General features: G+C 61.4%; 32 protein-coding genes. All 32 read right to left on the minus strand.

Translation table 11 applies throughout. The annotated features are described in order from the left end of the window. Positions 1–2: 2 nt before the first annotated feature. The 32 genes from KMAL_RS04660 to rpsL all read right to left on the minus strand — a co-directional run bounded on the left by KMAL_RS04660 (position 3) and on the right by rpsL (position 18589). Positions 3–767, minus strand: a complete 765-nt coding sequence (locus KMAL_RS04660) for an ABC transporter permease (RefSeq protein WP_110094598.1) — start codon at positions 765–767, stop codon at positions 3–5. Next, positions 764–1804 (minus strand): ABC transporter substrate-binding protein, encoded by a 1041-nt coding sequence (locus KMAL_RS04665; RefSeq protein WP_167400055.1) that lies wholly within the window; start codon positions 1802–1804, stop codon positions 764–766. The genes KMAL_RS04660 and KMAL_RS04665 overlap by 4 nt, the downstream gene beginning before the upstream one ends. Positions 1805–1980: 176 nt before the next feature. Next, the gene (gene rplQ, locus KMAL_RS04670; RefSeq protein WP_110094599.1) at positions 1981–2406 is read right to left on the minus strand and encodes a 50S ribosomal protein L17; all 426 of its coding nucleotides are present in this window, start codon (positions 2404–2406) and stop codon (positions 1981–1983) included. A 33-nt stretch (positions 2407–2439) separates the two neighbouring features. Further along, positions 2440–3459, minus strand: coding sequence for a DNA-directed RNA polymerase subunit alpha (locus tag KMAL_RS04675; protein ID WP_110094600.1), 1020 nt, complete (start codon positions 3457–3459; stop codon positions 2440–2442). A gap of 133 nt (positions 3460–3592) precedes the next feature. Next, the gene (gene rpsK, locus KMAL_RS04680) at positions 3593–3985 is read right to left on the minus strand and encodes a 30S ribosomal protein S11 (protein ID WP_003621069.1); all 393 of its coding nucleotides are present in this window, start codon (positions 3983–3985) and stop codon (positions 3593–3595) included. Between the two features lie 87 nt (positions 3986–4072). Next, positions 4073–4450 carry a 30S ribosomal protein S13 gene (rpsM, locus tag KMAL_RS04685; protein WP_110094601.1) on the minus strand — a complete coding sequence of 126 codons (378 nt, stop codon included), beginning with the start codon at positions 4448–4450 and terminating at the stop codon, positions 4073–4075. A 237-nt stretch (positions 4451–4687) separates the two neighbouring features. Then, positions 4688–5347 (minus strand): adenylate kinase, encoded by a 660-nt coding sequence (locus tag KMAL_RS04690; RefSeq protein WP_110094602.1) that lies wholly within the window; start codon positions 5345–5347, stop codon positions 4688–4690. Beyond that, complete coding sequence (gene secY, locus KMAL_RS04695; protein WP_110094603.1) at positions 5344–6693, minus strand: preprotein translocase subunit SecY; 1350 nt, start codon at positions 6691–6693, stop codon at positions 5344–5346. The genes KMAL_RS04690 and secY overlap by 4 nt, the downstream gene beginning before the upstream one ends. A gap of 156 nt (positions 6694–6849) precedes the next feature. Next, positions 6850–7344, minus strand: coding sequence for a 50S ribosomal protein L15 (gene rplO / locus KMAL_RS04700; protein WP_110094604.1), 495 nt, complete (start codon positions 7342–7344; stop codon positions 6850–6852). 1 nt (position 7345) lies between these two features. Next, positions 7346–7534: a 50S ribosomal protein L30 gene (gene rpmD / locus KMAL_RS04705; protein ID WP_110094605.1), complete on the minus strand. Its 189-nt coding sequence runs from the start codon at positions 7532–7534 to the stop codon at positions 7346–7348. Further along, positions 7527–8105, minus strand: coding sequence for a 30S ribosomal protein S5 (gene rpsE / locus KMAL_RS04710; protein ID WP_110094606.1), 579 nt, complete (start codon positions 8103–8105; stop codon positions 7527–7529). Before rpsE ends, rpmD begins: the two co-directional genes overlap by 8 nt. Positions 8106–8122: 17 nt before the next feature. After that, positions 8123–8485 (minus strand): 50S ribosomal protein L18, encoded by a 363-nt coding sequence (gene rplR, locus KMAL_RS04715; protein ID WP_110094607.1) that lies wholly within the window; start codon positions 8483–8485, stop codon positions 8123–8125. Beyond that, on the minus strand, positions 8485–9018 hold the full coding sequence (gene rplF, locus KMAL_RS04720) for a 50S ribosomal protein L6 (RefSeq protein ID WP_110094608.1): 534 nt from the start codon (positions 9016–9018) through the stop codon (positions 8485–8487). Before rplF ends, rplR begins: the two co-directional genes overlap by 1 nt. A gap of 10 nt (positions 9019–9028) precedes the next feature. Beyond that, complete coding sequence (gene rpsH, locus KMAL_RS04725) at positions 9029–9427, minus strand: 30S ribosomal protein S8 (RefSeq protein ID WP_110094609.1); 399 nt, start codon at positions 9425–9427, stop codon at positions 9029–9031. Between the two features lie 12 nt (positions 9428–9439). Then, a complete protein-coding gene (gene rpsN, locus KMAL_RS04730) occupies positions 9440–9745 on the minus strand; it encodes a 30S ribosomal protein S14 (RefSeq protein ID WP_110094610.1) in 306 nt (101 codons plus the stop codon). A 105-nt stretch (positions 9746–9850) separates the two neighbouring features. Beyond that, a complete protein-coding gene (gene rplE, locus KMAL_RS04735; RefSeq protein ID WP_110094611.1) occupies positions 9851–10420 on the minus strand; it encodes a 50S ribosomal protein L5 in 570 nt (189 codons plus the stop codon). 10 nt (positions 10421–10430) lie between these two features. Next, positions 10431–10751, minus strand: coding sequence for a 50S ribosomal protein L24 (gene rplX, locus KMAL_RS04740; RefSeq protein WP_110094612.1), 321 nt, complete (start codon positions 10749–10751; stop codon positions 10431–10433). After that, positions 10751–11119, minus strand: a complete 369-nt coding sequence (gene rplN / locus KMAL_RS04745) for a 50S ribosomal protein L14 (protein ID WP_003621089.1) — start codon at positions 11117–11119, stop codon at positions 10751–10753. Before rplN ends, rplX begins: the two co-directional genes overlap by 1 nt. Before the next feature lie 15 nt (positions 11120–11134). Further along, complete coding sequence (rpsQ, locus tag KMAL_RS04750) at positions 11135–11422, minus strand: 30S ribosomal protein S17 (RefSeq protein ID WP_110094613.1); 288 nt, start codon at positions 11420–11422, stop codon at positions 11135–11137. 13 nt (positions 11423–11435) lie between these two features. Continuing rightward, entirely contained in the window at positions 11436–11672 is a 237-nt protein-coding gene (gene rpmC, locus KMAL_RS04755) for a 50S ribosomal protein L29 (protein ID WP_110094614.1), read from the minus strand. Between the two features lies 1 nt (position 11673). After that, the gene (gene rplP, locus KMAL_RS04760) at positions 11674–12090 is read right to left on the minus strand and encodes a 50S ribosomal protein L16 (RefSeq protein WP_048858897.1); all 417 of its coding nucleotides are present in this window, start codon (positions 12088–12090) and stop codon (positions 11674–11676) included. A gap of 53 nt (positions 12091–12143) precedes the next feature. Further along, positions 12144–12821, minus strand: a complete 678-nt coding sequence (gene rpsC, locus KMAL_RS04765; RefSeq protein WP_003621098.1) for a 30S ribosomal protein S3 — start codon at positions 12819–12821, stop codon at positions 12144–12146. Between the two features lie 3 nt (positions 12822–12824). Further along, entirely contained in the window at positions 12825–13232 is a 408-nt protein-coding gene (gene rplV, locus KMAL_RS04770; RefSeq protein WP_003621100.1) for a 50S ribosomal protein L22, read from the minus strand. A 2-nt stretch (positions 13233–13234) separates the two neighbouring features. Then, positions 13235–13513: a 30S ribosomal protein S19 gene (rpsS, locus tag KMAL_RS04775; protein ID WP_003621102.1), complete on the minus strand. Its 279-nt coding sequence runs from the start codon at positions 13511–13513 to the stop codon at positions 13235–13237. A gap of 12 nt (positions 13514–13525) precedes the next feature. After that, on the minus strand, positions 13526–14356 hold the full coding sequence (gene rplB, locus KMAL_RS04780) for a 50S ribosomal protein L2 (RefSeq protein WP_048858898.1): 831 nt from the start codon (positions 14354–14356) through the stop codon (positions 13526–13528). 16 nt (positions 14357–14372) lie between these two features. After that, positions 14373–14669, minus strand: coding sequence for a 50S ribosomal protein L23 (locus KMAL_RS04785; RefSeq protein ID WP_171791019.1), 297 nt, complete (start codon positions 14667–14669; stop codon positions 14373–14375). A 35-nt stretch (positions 14670–14704) separates the two neighbouring features. Next, the gene (rplD, locus tag KMAL_RS04790) at positions 14705–15319 is read right to left on the minus strand and encodes a 50S ribosomal protein L4 (RefSeq protein WP_110094616.1); all 615 of its coding nucleotides are present in this window, start codon (positions 15317–15319) and stop codon (positions 14705–14707) included. A gap of 12 nt (positions 15320–15331) precedes the next feature. Next, positions 15332–16015, minus strand: a complete 684-nt coding sequence (gene rplC / locus KMAL_RS04795) for a 50S ribosomal protein L3 (protein WP_110094617.1) — start codon at positions 16013–16015, stop codon at positions 15332–15334. A gap of 10 nt (positions 16016–16025) precedes the next feature. Further along, positions 16026–16334: a 30S ribosomal protein S10 gene (rpsJ, locus tag KMAL_RS04800; RefSeq protein ID WP_007282720.1), complete on the minus strand. Its 309-nt coding sequence runs from the start codon at positions 16332–16334 to the stop codon at positions 16026–16028. A 108-nt stretch (positions 16335–16442) separates the two neighbouring features. Continuing rightward, positions 16443–17633: an elongation factor Tu gene (tuf, locus tag KMAL_RS04805; protein ID WP_110094618.1), complete on the minus strand. Its 1191-nt coding sequence runs from the start codon at positions 17631–17633 to the stop codon at positions 16443–16445. Between the two features lie 93 nt (positions 17634–17726). Further along, a complete protein-coding gene (gene rpsG / locus KMAL_RS04810) occupies positions 17727–18203 on the minus strand; it encodes a 30S ribosomal protein S7 (protein WP_003621106.1) in 477 nt (158 codons plus the stop codon). A gap of 14 nt (positions 18204–18217) precedes the next feature. Then, positions 18218–18589, minus strand: a complete 372-nt coding sequence (gene rpsL / locus KMAL_RS04815; RefSeq protein ID WP_003621118.1) for a 30S ribosomal protein S12 — start codon at positions 18587–18589, stop codon at positions 18218–18220. Positions 18590–19014 lie beyond the last annotated feature (425 nt).

The following is a 19014-nucleotide window of genomic DNA, read 5'->3' on the forward strand; positions in this document are numbered from 1 at the left end:
ACCTATCCCTGCCATCCCAGAAGACGCCTGCGCACCACCATGAACAGCATGTCCGTCAGTGCATACAAAAGCGCCATTGTCAGCATATAGACCACCACCAGGTCCGTCGCCAGAAGGCTCGAGGCCTGCATCATGCGCGCACCGATCCCCGGCACGCCAAACAGTTCGGCTGCCACGACCGACATCCATGCCTGCCCCAGCCCCGTGCGCAGCCCCGCCAGCAGTCCCGGTGCGGAAGCAGGCAGCACGACCTTCGTCAGCCGCCCGAAAAAGCCGCCATGGCCAAAGGCGGCCGCGACCTCATACAGGTCGGGGTCGATCGACTGCACCGCGCCATAGGCGGCATAGAAATTGATCCAGAAGACCGAAATCGCGATGACGAATGTCGCCCCTGCGGTATTCAGCCCGAACCACAGGATCGCGAACGGAACCCATGCCAGTCCGGGGATGGGGCGCAGCACCCGCACCACGCCGGCCAGCAGCGCATCAAGCACCCCGACCGCACCGCACAGCAGTCCGACCAGCGCCCCCAGCACGGTGCCGATCACAAGGCCAAGGAGGTAATGCGTCAGGCTGTCACGGATGGCCGCCTGCCATGCGCCGTTGCGGACCTCCTCCAGCCACGCCGGCCCCAGCGAGGACGGGGCGGGCAGCAGTCCCGCCGGCACCCAGCCCAGGCGCACGGCGGCTTCCCACACGCCAAACAGCACCACAAGGCCAATGACGCCCAGACCGAGGCGGGTCAGTGATTTGCTGTCAGGCTTCATTTGCCCAGACGCCGGTAGCTTTCCAGGTCAAACAGGTCCGCAACCGGCTGCGGCGCATGCAGAAGGCCGCTCTGGACCTCGAAATCCTGCAGTTTGGTCACGGATTCGACGATGCTGGCCGGATCGGACACGTAATGCGAGGCCGAAGCACGCAGCGACTCCTGCACGATCGCCACGGGCAGCATCCCGCCCGCCAGCGCGCCACGCACATAGGGCACGGCCTCGTCCGGTGAATGCGACAGCAGGTCGGTCGCACGCACGAACGCCGCGAGGAACCTGTCCTTCCACGCCGCGCGGTCCGGCGCGTCCTCGTTCAGGATGGCAAGGACCGATCCCGGCTGGCCCGGCATCATGTCGTGACCGGTGGCAAGGATACGCGCCTGCGGCAGGCGATGGCGCACCAGTGTAAGCGTCGGTTCACGCAGCACCGCCGCATCCACGGCGCCGGCAAGGAAGGCCTGCTGTTCCGCATCGAGGTCAACGCCCACGATATCCGCCGTCTGCGCCGGGTCGAGGTCGTTGCGCGCCTTCAGCCAGTAGCGCAGCATCGAATCCGGTACTGAGCCGAGCGGCTGCGCCCCGATCTTCGCCTTGCGGCCGCTGGTACGGGCGAAATCGTCAAACCGCTGCTTCAGCGCCGCGCCCTCGATCGGCTGGGACGGCGTCTCGGGCAGGCCCTCGGCCAGCGGGCCGCGCGCCATGACCTCAAGCTCCTCGATCGCCGCGCTGGCGACCACCTTCACGTTCACCCCATGCGCGCGCGCCTGCAACAGCGGCAGCACACCCGCCACATAGGCGTCGATCTTCCCCGCCGCGAGCGCCTGGATCGCCTGCGGCCCGGACTGGAAGCGGATCAACTGCATGTCGATCCCCGCATCCTTCAGCCAGTGTTCGCCATCCATGACAAACAGCGGCGCAGACCCCAGAACGGGAATGTAGCCCACGCGCACCGTCGGGGCCGCATGTGCCTGCGTGCACAGGGCCATGACCGCCGCAAAAACATACGTCCCGAAACGTGAAAATATAGACCGTGCCATCGCGCGCATTCCCGAAAAATTACCGGAACTTAATCGTTATTAATTTATACCGCCATTCATTAGACGATCTGAATCAGGAAATAAACCTGAGACAGCGCATAATATGGTACTTACCCGCACATGGCATAAAAAAAGCCCGGCCGGAGCCGGGCTTTTCCAGGATAATCCCGCAGCGATCAGGCCGCGAGGTCTTCCTTCGCTTCGGTGGTCGGACGCGGACCGCTATCCTTCCCCTTGGCCGTCACGTCGCGATCGACCAGTTCGATCACGGCCATGTCGGCCGCATCGCCATGGCGCATACCGGCGCGCAGGACGCGGGTATATCCGCCCGAGCGGGTCTTGTAGCGTTCAGCCACGGCCGAGAACAGCTTGGTCACGATCACATCGTCACGAAGCTGCGCAAAGGCCTGCCGACGGGCATGCAGGTTGCCCCGCTTGCCGAGGGTGATCAGCTTCTCGACGACCGGACGCAGTTCCTTTGCCTTGGGCAGGGTGGTCGTGATCTGTTCGTGCTTGATCAGGGCGACAGCCATGTTCCGAAACATGGCCTGTCGATGGGACGAGGTAACGCCGAGCTTCCGGCCAGCAACACCGTGACGCATGATGTAGTCTTCCTGTCTTTCCGGTTCAGAGGATCAGAACGGCTCGTCGAGCCTCTTGGCCAGATCTTCAATGTTCTCCGGCGGCCATGCCGGAACGTTCATACCCAGCGAAAGCCCCATGGCGGTCAGGACTTCCTTGATTTCGTTCAGAGACTTCCGCCCGAAATTCGGGGTACGGAGCATTTCCTGCTCGGTCTTCTGAACCAGATCGCCAATATAGACGATGTTGTCGTTCTTCAGGCAGTTCGCACTACGGACCGACAGTTCAAGCTCATCAACCTTGCGCAGAAGGTTGCGGTTGAACGGCAGGTCGTCCTGCGGTTCCTCGGTACGGACGGCGCGCGGTTCGTCAAAGTTGATGAACAGCTGCAGCTGGTCCTGAAGGATGCGCGCGGCCAAGGCCACCGCATCTTCGGGCGTCACCGCACCGTTGGTTTCCACCGTCAGCAGCAGGCGGTCATAATCCGTCACCTGTCCCACGCGGGTCTGTTCGACCTTGTAGGAAACGCGACGCACCGGGGAGTAGATCGCATCGATGGGGATAAGGCCGATCGGTGCGTCCTCGGGCCGGTTGGCCGCAGCGGGAACATACCCCTTGCCCATGTTGACCGTGAATTCCATCCCGAACTTCACGCCCTCATCAAGCGTGCAGATCACGAGATCGGGGTTCATCACCTCGATGTCATGGCCGGTCTGGATCTGGCCTGCGCGCACTTCACCCGGACCGGTGGCGGTCAGGACCATGCGCTTGGGGCCTTCGCCATGCATCCGCAGGGCGAGCTGCTTGATGTTCAGGACGATGTCGGTGACATCCTCGCGCACACCCGCAACGGAAGAGAACTCGTGCAGAACGCCGTCAATCTGGATTGCCGTAACCGCAGCCCCCTGCAGGGAGGACAGCAGAACACGACGGATCGCATTGCCGAGCGTCATGCCAAAACCACGTTCCAGCGGTTCCGCAACGACAGTCGCCGTGCGCGACGGTTCTGCCCCCGGTTCGACTTCCAGTTTTTCCGGCTTGATCAGGGATTGCCAGTTTTTCTGGAGGACCAAGGTAATGGCCTTTCAAGACTGATCTGCCGTCACTCAAGACAACAGATGGCACCCACACCGGGTGCCTGATGACAATCAGATCCCCCTGCCCGCCGCGAAGCGGGACAGGAGGAAGCGAATTCGAGTTCCCGGATCAGACGCGGCGACGCTTGCGCGGACGGCATCCGTTGTGGGGAACCGGCGTCATGTCACGGATCGCCGTGATGGAGAAACCAACCGCCTGCAGGGCACGCAGGGCGCTTTCACGCCCCGAACCAGGGCCCGAAACCTCGATCTCGAGGGTTTCCATGCCATGTTCACGCGCCTTGCGGCCGGCATCCTCGGCGGCGACCTGAGCGGCATACGGGGTCGACTTGCGCGAACCCTTGAACCCCTGCGCACCGGCGGAAGACCATGCAATCGCATTGCCCTGCGCATCGGAGATGGTGATCATCGTGTTGTTGAAGGTGGACAGAACGTGTGCCACCCCGGAAATGATATTCTTCCGCTCTTTCTTGCGAATACGCGGTGCCGCAGCTTTCGCCATAATCTTCTCGATCCTGTCAGTTCATTGGGCACGGCCGCAACGGCCCGCGCGGGGCCGGTCCGGTCCATGCAGGTCAGGGTGCCCGTTTTAGCGGGCCGCCTTCTTCTTGCCTGCGATCGCAACAGCCTTGCCCTTGCGGGTACGGGCGTTGGTATGTGTCCGCTGGCCATGAACCGGCAGGCCGCGACGATGGCGAAGGCCGCGATAGCAGCCAAGGTCCATCAGGCGCTTGATGTTCATCGCGACTTCGCGACGCAGGTCGCCTTCGACGCGATAATCATTGTCGATCAGTTCGCGGATCTTGACGATCTCGTCATCGGACAGCTCGTTCACGCGACGCTCGGCAGGGATCGAAAGCTTGTCGCAGATCGTCTGGGCCTTCGTCGCCCCGATACCATAGATATAACGCAGGGCAATCGTTACCCGCTTGTTCGTTGGGATGTTCACGCCGGCAATACGCGCCACGCCACTTACTCCTCGTCCGCCCGTCCACGACGGGCACTAACATTTCGGCAGGGCTGCTTCACGCCACCGGGTTACACCCCGCAGCGTCGTGAACATACCGGACAGACGCCGGCCAACCCCATCATCAATTCCAGTTGGTCATACCAGTGCCGCGCAGCCGGTCAACGACTCACGCAGCACTCATACCTTGAGGGCGCGGAATATACCCGCCAGCCCATCCAAGTCAATTATTCTGCATCACTTTTTCGTGATACCATCGACGGCAGCGAAGACCTGCTTCGTCACATCGTCGATATCCGCCATGCCATCGATATGGCACAGGCGTCCGTGCTGCTCATAGTAAGGCAGGATCGGCGCGGTCTGCTCACGATACGCCTTCAGGCGCGCCGCCACGGTTTCCCTGCGATCATCCTCACGCCGCACGAATTCGTGCCCGCCACAGACATCACATGTGCCCTCGACCTTGGGCCGCTTGTACAGGTCGTTATAGCCCTCGCCACACTTGGCGCAGGTGAACCGCCCCGCAATACGGTCGGCCAGCGCATCCTCGTCCACATCCAGCAGCAGGACCAGGTCAATGTGGCGGCCGGTCTTCTTCAGCATGGAATCGAGCGCTTCCGCCTGTGCCCGGGTCCGGGGGAAGCCATCAAGGATGAACCCCTTGGCGCAGTCCGGGCGGTCGATCCGCGCTTCAATCAGGGCGATGATCAGGTCATCGGGGACCAGTTGCCCCGACGCCATGATGCTTTTCACCTTCAGGCCCAGCGGACTGCCTGCCGCGACTTCCGCGCGCAGCATGTCGCCCGTGGAAATCTGTGCGATTCCATAATGGGCCTCCAGCAGTTTCGACTGCGTGCCCTTCCCCGCGCCCGGCGGCCCAAGAAAAATGATGTTCACCGGAATTTACCCTTCCTGCCACGCGCCTTGCGCATGAGTCCCTGATACTGGTGCGCCACGAGATGGGACTGGATCTGCGTGACCGTATCAATCGTCACCGTCACGATAATGATGAGGCTGGTCCCGCCGAAATAGAACGGCACGTTGTAGTGACTGATGAGGATCTGCGGCAGCAGGCACACCGCCACCAGATACATCGCCCCGATTGTCGTGATGCGTGTCAGGATCCGGTCAAAGAAGACCGCCGTATTCGCACCCGGCCGGATACCGGGGACAAAGCCCCCCTGCTTGCGCAGGTTCTCCGCCGTTTCCTGCGGGTTGAACGTCACCGCGGCATAGAAATAGGAGAAGAACACGATCATCGCGGCATAGAACAGCATGTAGAGCGGTTGCCCCTGCCCCAGCGACTGCCCCAGGAACGACAGCCACCCCGGCAGGGAACTGTTGTTCATGAAGCCCGCGATGGTCACGGGAATCAGCAGCACGGACGAGGCGAAGATCGGCGGAATCGAACCCGCGGTATTCACCTTCAGCGGCATGTGCGTGGAGTCGCCACCAAACATCCGCTGCCCCACCTGGCGCTTGGGATACTGGATCACCACCCGCCGCTGCGCCAGTTCCATGAACACGATGAACGCGATCGTAATGGCCGCAAGGACCAGGAATACCAGCACGAAGAATGGCGAAAGCGCGCCCGTGTAGCCAAGCTGGAACAGGCTTGCCAGCGCATTGGGCAGGTTGGCGACGATACCCGCGAAGATGATGAGGGAAATCCCGTTCCCCACCCCACGCGACGTGATCTGTTCACCCAGCCACATCAGGAACATCGTGCCACCCACCAGCGTCAGCACGCACGAGACAATGAAGAACATGCCGGGCGAGATGACGGCCGATCCAGCCTCGGTATGCATGTTCTCCAGCCCGATGGCGATTCCATACGCCTGGAACAGCGCGATCGCGACCGTCAGATAGCGCGTATATTCATTCAGCTTGCGGCGTCCGCCCTCACCCTCTTTCTTGAGAGCCTCAAGCGACGGAATTGCTGCCGACATCAGCTGCACGATGATGGATGCACTGATGTAGGGCATGATATTCAGCGCGAACACGGTCATGCGCCCGAGCGCACCACCCGTGAACATGTCGAACATGCCCAGGATACCACCCTGATGCCGGGCCAGCAGTTGCCCCATGACCGTCGCATCGACGCCAGGAACCGGAATATAGGTGCCAATCCGATAAACGATCAGCGCGCCCAGAGTGAACCAGATACGCTTTTTCAATTCCGTTGCGTTGGCAAAAGAATTGAAATTCAGATTGGCAGCCAGCTGTTCGGCCGCGGAGGCCATGCGCCCATCCTTTCACAAGAACAGCGTCACCACATAAAGCGGGACGCTGTCATGATAAAAACCTGTTTAAAATAATAAAGCGATGCGCCTGCACAGTGCAAGACGCATCGCTTTCATTATTCTGGCCTGGGGGAGATGGAACAGTCCCCCATCCAGTCATTTCGCAGGAGCGGCAACCGCCTTGGCGGCCTTTTCCTTGACCTGCACCTTGCCGCCGGCCTTTTCGACCGCGGCAATGGCACCGGCGGATGCCCCGGAAACTTCGATGGTCACGCCATGATGAAGTTCACCGTTGCCCAGCAGGCGGACACCCGCGACACCCGTCTGCGTCACCAGCCCTGCAGTGCGCAGGACGTCTTCGGTGACCGGGGTCTTGGCATCGATCTTGCCGGCTTCGATCGCCTTGTCCAGCACGTCGAGATTCACGATGGCAAATTCCTTGCGGAAGATGTTCTTGAATCCACGCTTGGGCAGGCGGCGGTACAGCGGAAGCTGACCACCTTCAAAGCCGTTCAGGGACACGCCGGAACGGGCCTTCTGACCCTTGACGCCCTTCCCCGAGGTCTTGCCCTTGCCAGAGCCGATGCCACGCCCCAGACGCTTCTTGCGGTAGCGGGCACCTTCGTTATCGCGAAGTTCGTTGAGATTCATCTCAATTCTCCACCTTCACAAGGTGGGCGACCTTGCGCACCATGCCGCGGACCGAAGGTGTATCCTCCAGTTCACGCGTACGGCCGATCTTGTTCAGTCCCAGACCGATCAGCGTAGCCTGCTGACCCGGCTTGCGCCCGTTGCCAGACTGGATCTGGGTGATCTTGATGGTTCCCTTTGCCTCAGACATCTGCAGCAGCCTCCGCCGATGCCGTCACCTCACGGCGACCAAGGATATCGGAAACCTTCTTGCCACGGCGGTTTGCAACCGAACGCGGGCTTGCGCAGCGTTCCAGGGCGGCAAAGGTCGCCTTGACCATGTTGTGCGGGTTCCGGGTGCCCAGCGACTTCGCCACGACATCATTGATGCCCAGGCTTTCGAACACTGCGCGCATCGGACCACCGGCGATGATGCCCGTGCCGGCGTCAGCCGAACGCAGCACCACCTTACCAGCGCCGAAATGACCCGCCACGTCATGATGAAGGGTACGCCCTTCCTTCATGGGGACGCGGATCATCGCGCGCTTGGCGCGGTCGGTCGCCTTGCGGATCGCCTCGGGGACTTCGCGGGCCTTGCCCGCACCGAACCCAACGCGACCCTTCTGGTCACCGACGACAACCAGTGCGGCGAAAGCGAAGCGGCGACCGCCCTTGACCACCTTTGCAACACGATTGATCGTGACCAGCTTGTCAACGAGGTCATCGCCTTCGCGATCACGATCGCGGCCGCCCCGGCCGCCTTCTCTCGGTTCACGTGCCATTGTGCGTGACCCTTTCGTCAGAACGAGAGACCGCCCTCACGGGCAGCCTCCGCCAGGGCTTTGATACGCCCATGATACAGATACGAGCCGCGATCGAACACGACCTTCGACACACCCGCCGCAACCGCGCGTTCGGCAAGCAGCTTGCCAACGGCACCGGCTGCCGCCACGTCCGCACCGCTCTTGAGCGAGGTACGCAGGTCCTTCTCGATGGAAGACGCTGCGGCCAGTGTGCGGCCGGCGACATCGTCGATCACCTGCGCGTAAATATTCTTGCCCGACCGGAACACCGAAAGGCGCGGCCGTCCGCCACTCTTGCGGCGAAGCTGGAAGCGAAGACGCTGACGACGCCGCTCCCGCAGATCCTGCTGCGCGCTCATTATTTCTTCTTACCTTCCTTGCGACGGATGGTCTCCGTTTCATAACGGACACCTTTGCCCTTGTAGGGCTCGGGCTTGCGGAAGCTGCGGATATCAAGCGCAACCTGGCCAACACGCTGCTTGTCGATACCCTCGACGGTCACAGCGGTCGGACGCGGGGTCGTGATCTTGATACCGGCCGGGATCTCATACACGATATCGTGCGAATACCCGAGGTTCATGACAAGGTTCTTGCCCTGAACCGCAGCGCGGTAACCCGTGCCACTGATTTCCAGCGTCTTGGAGAACCCTTCGGACACCCCCTTGACCATGCTGGCGATCAGGGAACGCGTCGTGCCCCACATCATGCGGGCCTGCGCCTGCGTGCCGACCGGCTTGACCGAAACCTTGCCATCCGCGACTTCGGCTTCGATGTGATGCGACAGGGGCAGCTTCAGCTCACCGAGCTTGCCCTTGGCCGTCAGCACACCATCAGCGATGGAAACCTGGACTCCCGACGTAATCTCGACGGGATATTTGCCAACTCTCGACATTCATCCCTCCTTAGAATACGCGGCAGAGAACTTCGCCGCCAACATTGGCAGCGCGGGCTTCCCCATCCGACAGCACGCCACGCGGGGTCGACAGGATCGACACGCCCAGCCCGGCATACACACGCGGCAGTTCCTTGATCTTGGAATACACGCGACGTCCCGGCTTGGAAACGCGGTGGATTTCCTTGATCACGGGCTCGCCATCAAGATACTTCAGCTCGATACGCAGCTGGGACACACCCTTGCGCAGTTCTTCCTTGGAAAAACCACGGATATACCCCTCGCGGCGCAGCGCCTCGAGTACGTTTGCACGCAGCTTTGACGCCGGTGCGACGCATGCCGCGTGACGCGCACGCTGGGCATTGCGGATCCGGGTGAGGAGATCACCCAAAGGATCAGAAAGTGACATCGTTCCCTGCCCTTACCAGCTCGATTTGACCATACCCGGGATCTGACCATTGGAGGCCAGGTCGCGCAGGGCGATACGGCAGAGTTCGAACTTTCTGTAATTGGCGCGGGGACGCCCCGTCAACTTGCACCGCAGACGGACGCGCACGCGCGATCCGTTCCGCGGGAGTTCAGCAAGCTTCAGCGATGCATCAAAACGATCCTCGACCGGCAGAGAGCGGTCCATGATGATGTTTTTCAATGCAGTCCGCTTTGCCTTGTCCCGTGCTGCCATGCGCTCACGCTTGGCATTCCGGTTTACGGCGGAAATCTTGGCCATGCCTTGTTTTATCCTCCGGAACCTGTCGGGCCATTCCCAACGGTTTTCCAAACTACGTGTGTCTTAGGTCTTCCGGGCTTCCAGTGAAAGCCCCTCTCGCAACTTTTATGCTGCGAAGGGCAGATCGAATGCCTTCAGAAGAGCCTTGGCTTCAGCATCGGTCTTCGCGCTCGTGACGAAGATGATGTCCATGCCGCGAATATCGTCGACCTTGTCGTACTCGATTTCCGGGAAGACGATCTGTTCCTTCAGGCCCATGGCAAAGTTGCCATGCCCGTCGAAACCCTTGTTCGCCGGCAGGCCGCGGAAATCGCGGACGCGCGGCAGGGCGATCGTCACCAGACGGTCAAGGAACTCATACATCTGCGCACGGCGCAGCGTGACCTTGCACCCGATCGGCAGACCTTCACGGATCTTGAAGCCCGCGATCGCCTTCTTGGCAACCGTCTTGACCGGCTTCTGACCCGCGATCAGGGTCATTTCCTGGTATGCGGCATCCAGCTTCTTCTGGTCGCCTGCGGCTTCACCGACACCCATGTTGAGAACGATCTTCTCAAGGGCCGGAACCTGCATCACGTTCTTGTAGCCGAACTCCTCGCGCAGTTTCGCGCGCAGTTCGTCATTGTAACGCTTCTGCAGACGCGGCACCGAGCGGGTTACGTTAGCTTCTGACATCCCCGCCTCCTCAGCCTTCGATGACTTCGCCGGTCGCCTTGGCGACGCGAACCTTGCGACCGTTCTCCAGAATGCGATAGCCGACGCGCGTCGGATCGCCACTCTTGGGGTCGATCAGCTTCAGGTTGGACAGGTGAACCGGCATCTCCTTCTCGATGATGCCTCCCTGCTCACCCATGCGGCTGGGGCGGGTATGGCGCTTCGCGACCGCGACACCGCGCACGATGGCCTTCTCGGCGGCGGGCAGCACGGTCACGACCTCACCGCGCGTACCGCGCGACGAACCGGTGATGACCAGGACCTGGTCGCCCTTCTTGATACGTGCGGCCATTACAGCACCTCCGGCGCCAGCGAAATGATCTTCATGAACTTGCGCGCACGCAGTTCACGCACGACCGGGCCAAAGATACGGGTTCCGATCGGTTCCTGCTGCTTGTTGATCAGCACGGCGGCATTGCGGTCAAAGCGGATGGCGCTGCCATCGGGACGACGCACGGGATAGGACGTGCGGACGATCACCGCCTGGTGCACATCACCCTTCTTGACCTTGCCGCGGGGAATCGCTTCCTTGACGGACACGACAATCACGTCGCCGACCGAGGCGGACTTCCGCTTGGAACCGCCCAGCACCTTGATGCACTGCACCTGACGCGCACCGGAATTGTCGGCGACGTCAAGGTTGGTCTCGGGATGGATCATGCTCTATGCCCTTCTTTACGCCTGTGCGCCAGACTGGGCCTCGGTCGCCGGAGCCGCCGCGAGGGGGGCGCCATTGCGAACCACGACGGTCCAGGTCTTGCGCCGGGAAATGGGGCGGCATTCTTCGATGCGCACCGTATCCCCGATCTTGCATTCATTCAGCTGATCATGCGCCGCGTACTTCTTCGAGCGGCGAATGAACTTCTTGTACAGCGGATGGATGACGCGACGATCGACAAGAACGGTCACCGTCTTGTCCATCTTGTCGCTGGTCACCCGTCCGGTCAGGACGCGCCTCGGCATCGCCCGTCTCCCTTCAGGACTTGACTGCCGGCGTGGTGCCGGCAGCGATCTTCTTCAACGCCTCAGACGCAATCGTCTTGACGCGGGCAATCTCGCGACGCACCGCACGCATACGCGACTGCCCTTCGGTCTGGCCGGTTGCATGCTGGAACCGAAGATTGAACTGCTCGCGCTTCAGATCGATGAGAAGCGTATCCAGTTCTTCAACAGTCTTGGCACGCAGATCGGCCGGCTTGGTTGCCTTTGCCATCTCACGCGTCTCCAATACGGGTCACAAACTTCGTCTTGATCGGCAGCTTTGCCGCGCCCAGAGCCAGCGCTTCACGCGCGACTTCCGGCGACACGCCTTCGATCTCGAACAGGATACGACCCGGCTTCACACGGGCCACCCAGTATTCAGGCGACCCCTTGCCGGAGCCCATACGCACTTCTGCGGGCTTTGTCGAGACCGGAAGGTCAGGAAAAATCCGAATCCACACGCGACCCGCACGTTTCATGGCGCGGGTGATGGCCCGACGGGCTGCTTCGATCTGACGGGCGGTAATCCGTTCCGGCTGCAGGGCCTTGAGGCCAAAGGCCCCAAAGTTCAGGGTCGTCCCCCCCTTCGCCAGTCCGTGGATGCGGCCCTTGTGGGCCTTGCGGAACTTTGTCCGCTTGGGAGAAAGCATTTTTTCAAATCCTCAGCGCCGCCTGGCGCACTCTGTTCCCTATTCCCCGCAGATCAGCGCTGCGGGGCCTGCTCGGCGGCGCGACGATCCTGCGCCAACGGATCATGGGCAAGAATCTCACCCTTGAAGATCCAGACCTTCACACCACAGGTGCCATAGGTCGTCTTTGCCGTCGCCACACCGTAATCGATATCGGCACGCAGCGTATGCAGCGGCACGCGGCCTTCGCGATACCATTCGACACGCGCGATTTCAGCGCCACCCAGACGGCCGGAGCAGTTGATCCGGATCCCCTGCGCGCCAAGGCGCATGGCGGACTGCACGGCGCGCTTCATGGCGCGACGGAAGGCCACGCGGCGTTCAAGCTGCTGGGCGATGTTGTCGGCCACCAGCGTCGCATCGATTTCCGGCTTGCGGATCTCGACGATGTTCAGCGCAACGTCGGTCTTCGCCATGCGGGTCAGATCCTTGCGCAGCACGTCGATGTCCTGGCCCTTCTTGCCGATCACGACACCCGGACGCGCGGCATAGATCGTCACGCGCGGCTTCTTGGCCGGACGTTCGATCACGACGCGCGACACGCCTGCGCCAGACAGCTTGCGGCGCAGGTAGGAACGCAGCTTCAGGTCATCATGCAGCAGACGCGCATAGTCGGCATCCGCGTACCAGCGGCTGTCCCAGGTGCGGTTGATGCCGAGCCGCAGCCCGATCGGATTGACTTTATGTCCCATGGATCAGGCCGCCTTCTTTCCGGTTGCCGCTTCAGCCTCGGGCTGACGCTCCGCCACGATGATCGTCAGGTGGCTGAAAAACTTCTCGATACGGGCCGAACGACCACGCCCGCGGGCGTGGAAGCGACGCATGACGATCGACTTGCCAACTTCCGCGCGCGCCACCACCAGCTGGTCAACGTCCAGCTGATGGTTGTTCTCGGCGTTCGCGATGGCGCTTTCCAGCGTCTTCTTGACCTGCTGGGCGATGCGGCGCTTGGAGAACGTCAGCGTCGCAACGGCCTGGGCGGCAGGCTTGTTGCGGATCAGACCCGCAACAAGGTTCAGTTTACGCGGGCTGATGCGGATATTCCGCGTGGTGGCCTGCGCTTCGGTTTCCGCGAGCGTGCGCGGATGCTTAGGCTTGCTCATGATCAGCCCCGCTTCGCTTTCTTGTCCGAGGAGTGACCCGTGAAGGTGCGGGTCGGCGAAAATTCACCGAACTTGTGCCCCACCATGTTCTCGGTCACCTGCACGGGCAGGAACTTGTGCCCGTTATAGACGCCGAACGTCAGTCCCACGAACTGCGGCAGAATGGTTGAGCGACGCGACCAGATCTTGATCACCTCGTTACGGCCCGACGCGCGCGACGCATCGGCTTTGTTCAGTAGATACCCGTCCACGAACGGGCCCTTCCAGACGGAACGTGCCATCTTGTATGCCCCTTACTTGCCGGTCTTCCGGCGACGGATAATCAGACTGTCCGTACGCTTGTTGACCCTGGTCTTGTAACCCTTTGTCGGCTTGCCCCACGGCGTAACCGGATGACGCCCGCCCGAAGTCCGGCCTTCACCACCACCATGCGGATGGTCGACCGGGTTCATGACAACGCCACGGTTGTGCGGACGACGGCCGAGCCAGCGGGCGCGGCCTGCCTTGCCCATGTGCTGGTTCATGTTGTCCGGGTTGGACACCGCACCGATCGTCGCCATGCACTCGGCGCGCACGACACGCAGTTCACCGGACTGCAGCTTGATCTGGGCATAGCCCATGTCCTTGCCGACCAGCTGGGCATAGGTGCCAGCCGAACGGGCGATCTTCCCACCTGCACCGGCCTTGAGCTCGATGTTGTGGATGATCGTCCCCACCGGCACCGCCGACAGCGGCATCGCGTTGCCCGGCTTGATGTCGGCGCGCAGGCCGGACACCACCTGGTCACCCGCCTGCAGGCGCTGCGGCGCGATGATGTAGGCGAGTTCACCGTCAGCATACTTCACCAGCGCGATGAAGGCCGTGCGGTTGGGGTCATATTCCAGACGCTCCACCGTGCCGACCACATCGAACTTGCGACGCTTGAAATCGACATAGCGATAGGACTGCTTGTGACCACCACCGATGAAACGCGAGGTGGTGCGGCCGTGGTTGTTACGACCGCCGCTCTTGTTCTTGCCCTCGGTCAGCCCCTTGACGGGCTTGCCCTTCCACAGCTCCTTGCGGTCGATCAGGACCGTTCCGCGCAGGCTGGGGGTAACCGGGTTAAAGTGCTTCAATGCCATTTCTTGTCACCCCGCGTCAGGACAGCTTGGCGGTCAGGTCAATGGACTGACCATCAGCAAGCTGCACGAACGCCTTCTTCACATCAGACCGCTGGCCGGGACGTCCCTTGAAGCGCTTCGCCTTGCCCTTCTGGACAAGGGTGTTCACACCAAGAACCTTGACGCCGAACAGTGTTTCCACCGCGACCTTGATCTCGAACTTCGACGCGCCGGACGCGACCTTGAACCCGACCTGGTTCTTTTCGGACAGGGCGGTCGCCTTTTCCGTGATCAGCGGCGCGCGGATGATGTCGTACATCGCCTCGCGCGACATACGCTCCGCCTTCTTGCGCAGTGCGAGGATGTTGGTCATGCCAGACGCTCCTTCAGACCCTCAAGCCCGGCGCGCGTGATGGCCAGCACCTCATGGTTGAGGATATCATAGACATTCGCGCCGATGGTCGGGAGGATGTCGATCTTTGGCAGGTTGCGTGCCGCACGACCGAAGTTTTCCTCAACCGCGGCATCCACGATCAGCGCAGACTTCCAGCCCAGCACCTTCAGCTTCTTCGCCAGGTCGGACGACTTGCCCGAAGCCGTGGCGGCGTCGAGCACCACCAGCTTGCCTTCGGCGGCCTTCTGCGACAGCGCGGAAATCAGGCCCAGGCGACGCACCTTCTTGGGAAGGTCATAGCCATGGTCGCGCACGACCGGACCATGGACCACACCACCGGTGCGGTACTGCGGCGAACGCAGCGAACCCTGACGGGCGCTGCCGGTGCCCTTCTGCCGGTAGGGCTTCTTGGTCGTGCCGGAGATTTCCCCCATGCCCTTGACCTTGTGCGTGCCCGCGCGGCGCTTCGCCAGCTGCCAGTGAACGACGCGGGCCATGATGTCGGCGCGCGGCTCAACCTTGAAAATCTCGTCGGGAAGCGTTGCCGTACCGGCGCTTCCGTTCTCGAGGGTTTTGATCTCGTAATCCATTGCCCTCTATCCTCAGCCCGCTACCTGGGCCAGGGCGGCCGGATACGGCACCTCGGCATGACGGGGCTTCTTGATCGCATCACGAACCAGAATCAGCTCATTCTTGCCGCCCGGGACGGAGCCGCAGATCATCAGCAGATTCTTCTCGGCATCGACGGCGGCCACTTCCAGATTCAGGGTGGTCACGCGTTCCGAACCGAGATGTCCGGCCATTTTCTTGTTCTTGAAGACCTTGCCCGGATCCTGACGGTTACCCGTCGACCCGTGCGAACGGTGACTGATCGAGACACCATGCGAGGCTTCGAGACCGGCAAAGTTCCAGCGCTTCATCGCGCCGGCAAAACCCTTGCCCTTGCTGGTGCCGGTCACATCCACTTTCTGCCCGACGACGAAGTGAGCGGCGGACAGCGTGGCGCCGACTTCCAGGACGGCATCATCGGCCACCCGGAATTCCACCAGCTTCCTCTTCGGCTCAACCTTCGCCTTGGCGAAATGGCCACGGCACGGCTTCGTTACATTCTTGACCTTGGCCTTGCCCGAGCCAAGCTGGACGGCGGAGTAGCCATCACGTTCCTTGGTGCGAACATCAACCACCTGCAGGTCATCCACCTGCAGGACAGTCACCGGCACATGTGTGCCGTCTTCCTTGAACAGCCGGGTCATACCCAGCTTCTTTGCGATCAATCCGGTGCGCATCGTCTGGACCTTAGAGTTTAATCTCGACATCCACGCCAGCGGCGAGGTCGAGTTTCATGAGAGCGTCCACGGTCTGCGGGGTCGGCTCGACAATGTCGAGCAGCCGGCGATGGGTCCGAATTTCGAACTGCTCGCGGCTTTTCTTGTCCACATGGGGAGAACGGTTGACAGTGAACCGTTCGATATGCGTCGGCAGCGGGATAGGACCCCGAACCCGCGCACCCGTACGCTTCGCCGTGTTGACGATCTCTTTTGTGCTGTTATCGAGCACCCGATGATCGTACGCCTTCAGGCGAATGCGGATGTTCTGGTTGTCCATCTTTCTGTTTCAGTCCAACTTTAACTGGTTCGGGGGAACCCGATCCGCCAATGATATCCCCGGCCAGATCGCTCCGACCGGGGACATCATCACTTCAGTTACTTACAATCACGCAGTGATCGAAGCGACCACGCCAGCACCGACCGTACGGCCACCTTCGCGGATAGCGAAGCGCAGGCCTTCATCCATGGCGATCGGAGCAATCAGTTCAACATCCATGGCGACGTTATCGCCAGGCATGACCATTTCCGTGCCTTCCGGCAGGTGAACGACGCCGGTGACGTCGGTCGTGCGGAAATAGAACTGCGGACGATAGTTGGTGAAGAACGGCGTGTGACGGCCACCCTCTTCCTTCGTCAGGATGTAGGCTTCCGCCTTGAACTTCGTGTGCGGGGTGATGGAACCCGGCTTCGCCAGGACCTGACCACGCTCCACGTCTTCACGCTTCGTGCCACGCAGCAGCGCGCCGATGTTGTCGCCGGCTTCGCCGCGATCCAGCAGCTTGCGGAACATTTCGACGCCCGTCACCGTCGTCTTCTGCGTCGGACGCAGGCCAACGATTTCGATTTCGTCACCGACGTTCACGGCGCCACGCTCGACACGGCCCGTCACCACGGTGCCACGACCGGAGATCGAGAACACGTCTTCGATCGGCATCAGGAACGGACGGTCGATCGGACGCTCCGGCTGCGGGATGTATTCGTCAACCGCGTTCATCAGGTCGAGAACGCGCTTTTCGCCAACTTCCGCGTCGCCGTCTTCCAGCGTCACCAGGGCCGAACCCTTGATGATGGGGATATCGTCGCCGGGGAACTGATAGGCGGACAGAAGCTCACGGACTTCCATTTCCACCAGTTCCAGCAGTTCCGGGTCATCAACCTGGTCAACCTTGTTCAGGAAGACGACCAGGGCCGGAACGCCAACCTGGCGGGCCAGCAGGATGTGCTCACGCGTCTGGGGCATCGGGCCGTCAGCGGCCGACACAACCAGGATCGCGCCGTCCATCTGCGCCGCACCCGTGATCATGTTCTTCACGTAGTCGGCGTGGCCGGGGCAGTCGACGTGCGCGTAGTGACGCTTCGCCGTTTCGTATTCAACGTGAGCGGTGGAGATCGTGATGCCACGGGCGCGCTCTTCCGGCGCCGCGTCGATCATGTCGTAAGCCTTGAACTCCGCACCGCCGCTCTTGGCGAGCGTCTTGGTGATAGCAGCGGTCAGCGAGGTCTTGCCGTGATCGACGTGACCAATCGTGCCGATGTTGCAGTGCGGCTTGTTCCGCTCAAATTTAGCCTTTGCCATCGTTTTCTCCGTTACTTCGGCCTCATGCCGAAAGTCGGGTTAGAAAGTTCCGTGTCGGAAGCCGAGCCGGTGAATATACCGACCTGACGCCCTTTACCAGCGGTAATGACTGAACGCCTTGTTGGCTTCCGCCATGCGATGCGTGTCTTCGCGCTTCTTGACGGCGGCGCCACGGTTGTTGACCGCGTCCAGAAGCTCGTTGGACAGGCGTTCCTGCATCGTGTTCTCGCCGCGCTTGCGCGACGCGTCGATGAGCCAGCGGATCGCAAGCGCCTGGCGACGCTCGGCCCGGACTTCGACCGGAACCTGGTAGGTCGCACCACCAACGCGGCGCGAACGCACCTCGACGGCAGGCTTCACGTTGTCCAGCGCGCCGTGGAACAGCACGACCGGATCAGCAGCAGCACCACCGCGGCGACGCAGCACCTCAAGGGCGCCATAGACGATCCCTTCGGCGGTGGACTTCTTGCCGTCGTACATCAGGGCGTTCATGAAACGCGTGATGACGACATCACCAAATTTCGGATCGGGAAGAATCTCGCGCTTAACAGCGCGATGACGGCGACTCATGCCTGGTATTCCTTTTACTTAGGACGCTTCGCGCCATAGAGCGAGCGACGCTGACGACGCTTGGCGATACCCTGGGTATCCAGAACGCCGCGCAGAATGTGATATCGCACGCCAGGAAGATCCTTGACGCGACCGCCGCGGATCAGGACGACACTATGTTCCTGAAGGTTGTGGCCTTCACCCGGAATATAGCTCACAACCTCATAACCGTTCGTCAGGCGCACCTTCGCAACCTTACGCAGAGCCGAGTTCGGCTTCTTCGGTGTGGTTGTGTAAACACGAGTACAAACGCCACGCTTCTGCGGACACCCCTGCAGGGCAGGTACCTTGTTGCGTTTGGCTGCGGGCTCGCGGCCTTTCGCGATCAACTGGTTGATGGTCGGCATACGCCTTTCCCGATCCTTACAAATTTCGGCCGGCCAACCCCAAAGTCTGGTTGCCGACTGTCGTTCACAACAAAACCCCAACGAATGAAGATCCATTCGGTCGGGCATCATATATGCATCCGGCCTGGGCCGCCCGATTCCCGGGAGGCGGTACCGCATGCGAGCATGCTGCATTCGACGGCCAACGACGTCATTCAGACAGGGCTAGCCGAGGGCGCGGAACCTACGAAGAGAATGGCTCGAAGTCAAGCCTTCGCTCAGGATTCGGACATGCACACGGCATGACCATTCCGCATGGGGTGTCAAAACACCCCATTAAAATATGAAACGGGATGATTCGGCAGCTCATGCGCCGAGTCCCGAATCGGAGTCCGCCACAGGCGGACTCCGATGCAGCATTGGCCGGTGGGCGGGAACGCGACAAC

It is taken from the genome of Novacetimonas maltaceti (assembly GCF_002906255.1).
GTDB classification, from domain to species: domain Bacteria; phylum Pseudomonadota; class Alphaproteobacteria; order Acetobacterales; family Acetobacteraceae; genus Novacetimonas; species Novacetimonas maltaceti.

Bases quoted from the DNA above. Each gene is read 5' to 3' on its own strand.
- KMAL_RS04660 (WP_110094598.1), bottom strand. From the start codon at position 767: ATGAAGCCTGACAGCAAATCACTGACCCGCCTCGGTCTGGGCGTCATT.
- KMAL_RS04665 (WP_167400055.1), bottom strand. From the start codon at position 1,804: ATGGCACGGTCTATATTTTCACGTTTCGGGACGTATGTTTTTGCGGCG.
- rplQ (WP_110094599.1), bottom strand. From the start codon at position 2,406: ATGCGTCACGGTGTTGCTGGCCGGAAGCTCGGCGTTACCTCGTCCCAT.
- rpsK (WP_003621069.1), bottom strand. From the start codon at position 3,985: ATGGCGAAAGCTGCGGCACCGCGTATTCGCAAGAAAGAGCGGAAGAAT.
- secY (WP_110094603.1), bottom strand. From the start codon at position 6,693: ATGGCCTCCGCGGCCGAACAGCTGGCTGCCAATCTGAATTTCAATTCT.
- rplO (WP_110094604.1), bottom strand. From the start codon at position 7,344: ATGAATCTCAACGAACTTCGCGATAACGAAGGTGCCCGCTACCGCAAG.
- rpmD (WP_110094605.1), bottom strand. From the start codon at position 7,534: ATGTCTGAGGCAAAGGGAACCATCAAGATCACCCAGATCCAGTCTGGC.
- rpsE (WP_110094606.1), bottom strand. From the start codon at position 8,105: ATGGCACGTGAACCGAGAGAAGGCGGCCGGGGCGGCCGCGATCGTGAT.
- rplR (WP_110094607.1), bottom strand. From the start codon at position 8,485: ATGAGCGCGCAGCAGGATCTGCGGGAGCGGCGTCGTCAGCGTCTTCGC.
- rplF (WP_110094608.1), bottom strand. From the start codon at position 9,018: ATGTCGAGAGTTGGCAAATATCCCGTCGAGATTACGTCGGGAGTCCAG.
- rpsH (WP_110094609.1), bottom strand. From the start codon at position 9,427: ATGTCACTTTCTGATCCTTTGGGTGATCTCCTCACCCGGATCCGCAAT.
- rpsN (WP_110094610.1), bottom strand. From the start codon at position 9,745: ATGGCCAAGATTTCCGCCGTAAACCGGAATGCCAAGCGTGAGCGCATG.
- rplE (WP_110094611.1), bottom strand. From the start codon at position 10,420: ATGTCAGAAGCTAACGTAACCCGCTCGGTGCCGCGTCTGCAGAAGCGT.
- rplX (WP_110094612.1), bottom strand. From the start codon at position 10,751: ATGGCCGCACGTATCAAGAAGGGCGACCAGGTCCTGGTCATCACCGGT.
- rplN (WP_003621089.1), bottom strand. From the start codon at position 11,119: ATGATCCATCCCGAGACCAACCTTGACGTCGCCGACAATTCCGGTGCG.
- rpsQ (WP_110094613.1), bottom strand. From the start codon at position 11,422: ATGCCGAGGCGCGTCCTGACCGGACGGGTGACCAGCGACAAGATGGAC.
- rpmC (WP_110094614.1), bottom strand. From the start codon at position 11,672: ATGGCAAAGGCAACCAAGCCGGCCGATCTGCGTGCCAAGACTGTTGAA.
- rplP (WP_048858897.1), bottom strand. From the start codon at position 12,090: ATGCTTTCTCCCAAGCGGACAAAGTTCCGCAAGGCCCACAAGGGCCGC.
- rpsC (WP_003621098.1), bottom strand. From the start codon at position 12,821: ATGGGACATAAAGTCAATCCGATCGGGCTGCGGCTCGGCATCAACCGC.
- rplV (WP_003621100.1), bottom strand. From the start codon at position 13,232: ATGAGCAAGCCTAAGCATCCGCGCACGCTCGCGGAAACCGAAGCGCAG.
- rpsS (WP_003621102.1), bottom strand. From the start codon at position 13,513: ATGGCACGTTCCGTCTGGAAGGGCCCGTTCGTGGACGGGTATCTACTG.
- rplB (WP_048858898.1), bottom strand. From the start codon at position 14,356: ATGGCATTGAAGCACTTTAACCCGGTTACCCCCAGCCTGCGCGGAACG.
- KMAL_RS04785 (WP_171791019.1), bottom strand. From the start codon at position 14,669: ATGTCGCGCGAGGCGATGTACGACATCATCCGCGCGCCGCTGATCACG.
- rplD (WP_110094616.1), bottom strand. From the start codon at position 15,319: ATGGATTACGAGATCAAAACCCTCGAGAACGGAAGCGCCGGTACGGCA.
- rplC (WP_110094617.1), bottom strand. From the start codon at position 16,015: ATGCGCACCGGATTGATCGCAAAGAAGCTGGGTATGACCCGGCTGTTC.
- rpsJ (WP_007282720.1), bottom strand. From the start codon at position 16,334: ATGGACAACCAGAACATCCGCATTCGCCTGAAGGCGTACGATCATCGG.
- tuf (WP_110094618.1), bottom strand. From the start codon at position 17,633: ATGGCAAAGGCTAAATTTGAGCGGAACAAGCCGCACTGCAACATCGGC.
- rpsG (WP_003621106.1), bottom strand. From the start codon at position 18,203: ATGAGTCGCCGTCATCGCGCTGTTAAGCGCGAGATTCTTCCCGATCCG.
- rpsL (WP_003621118.1), bottom strand. From the start codon at position 18,589: ATGCCGACCATCAACCAGTTGATCGCGAAAGGCCGCGAGCCCGCAGCC.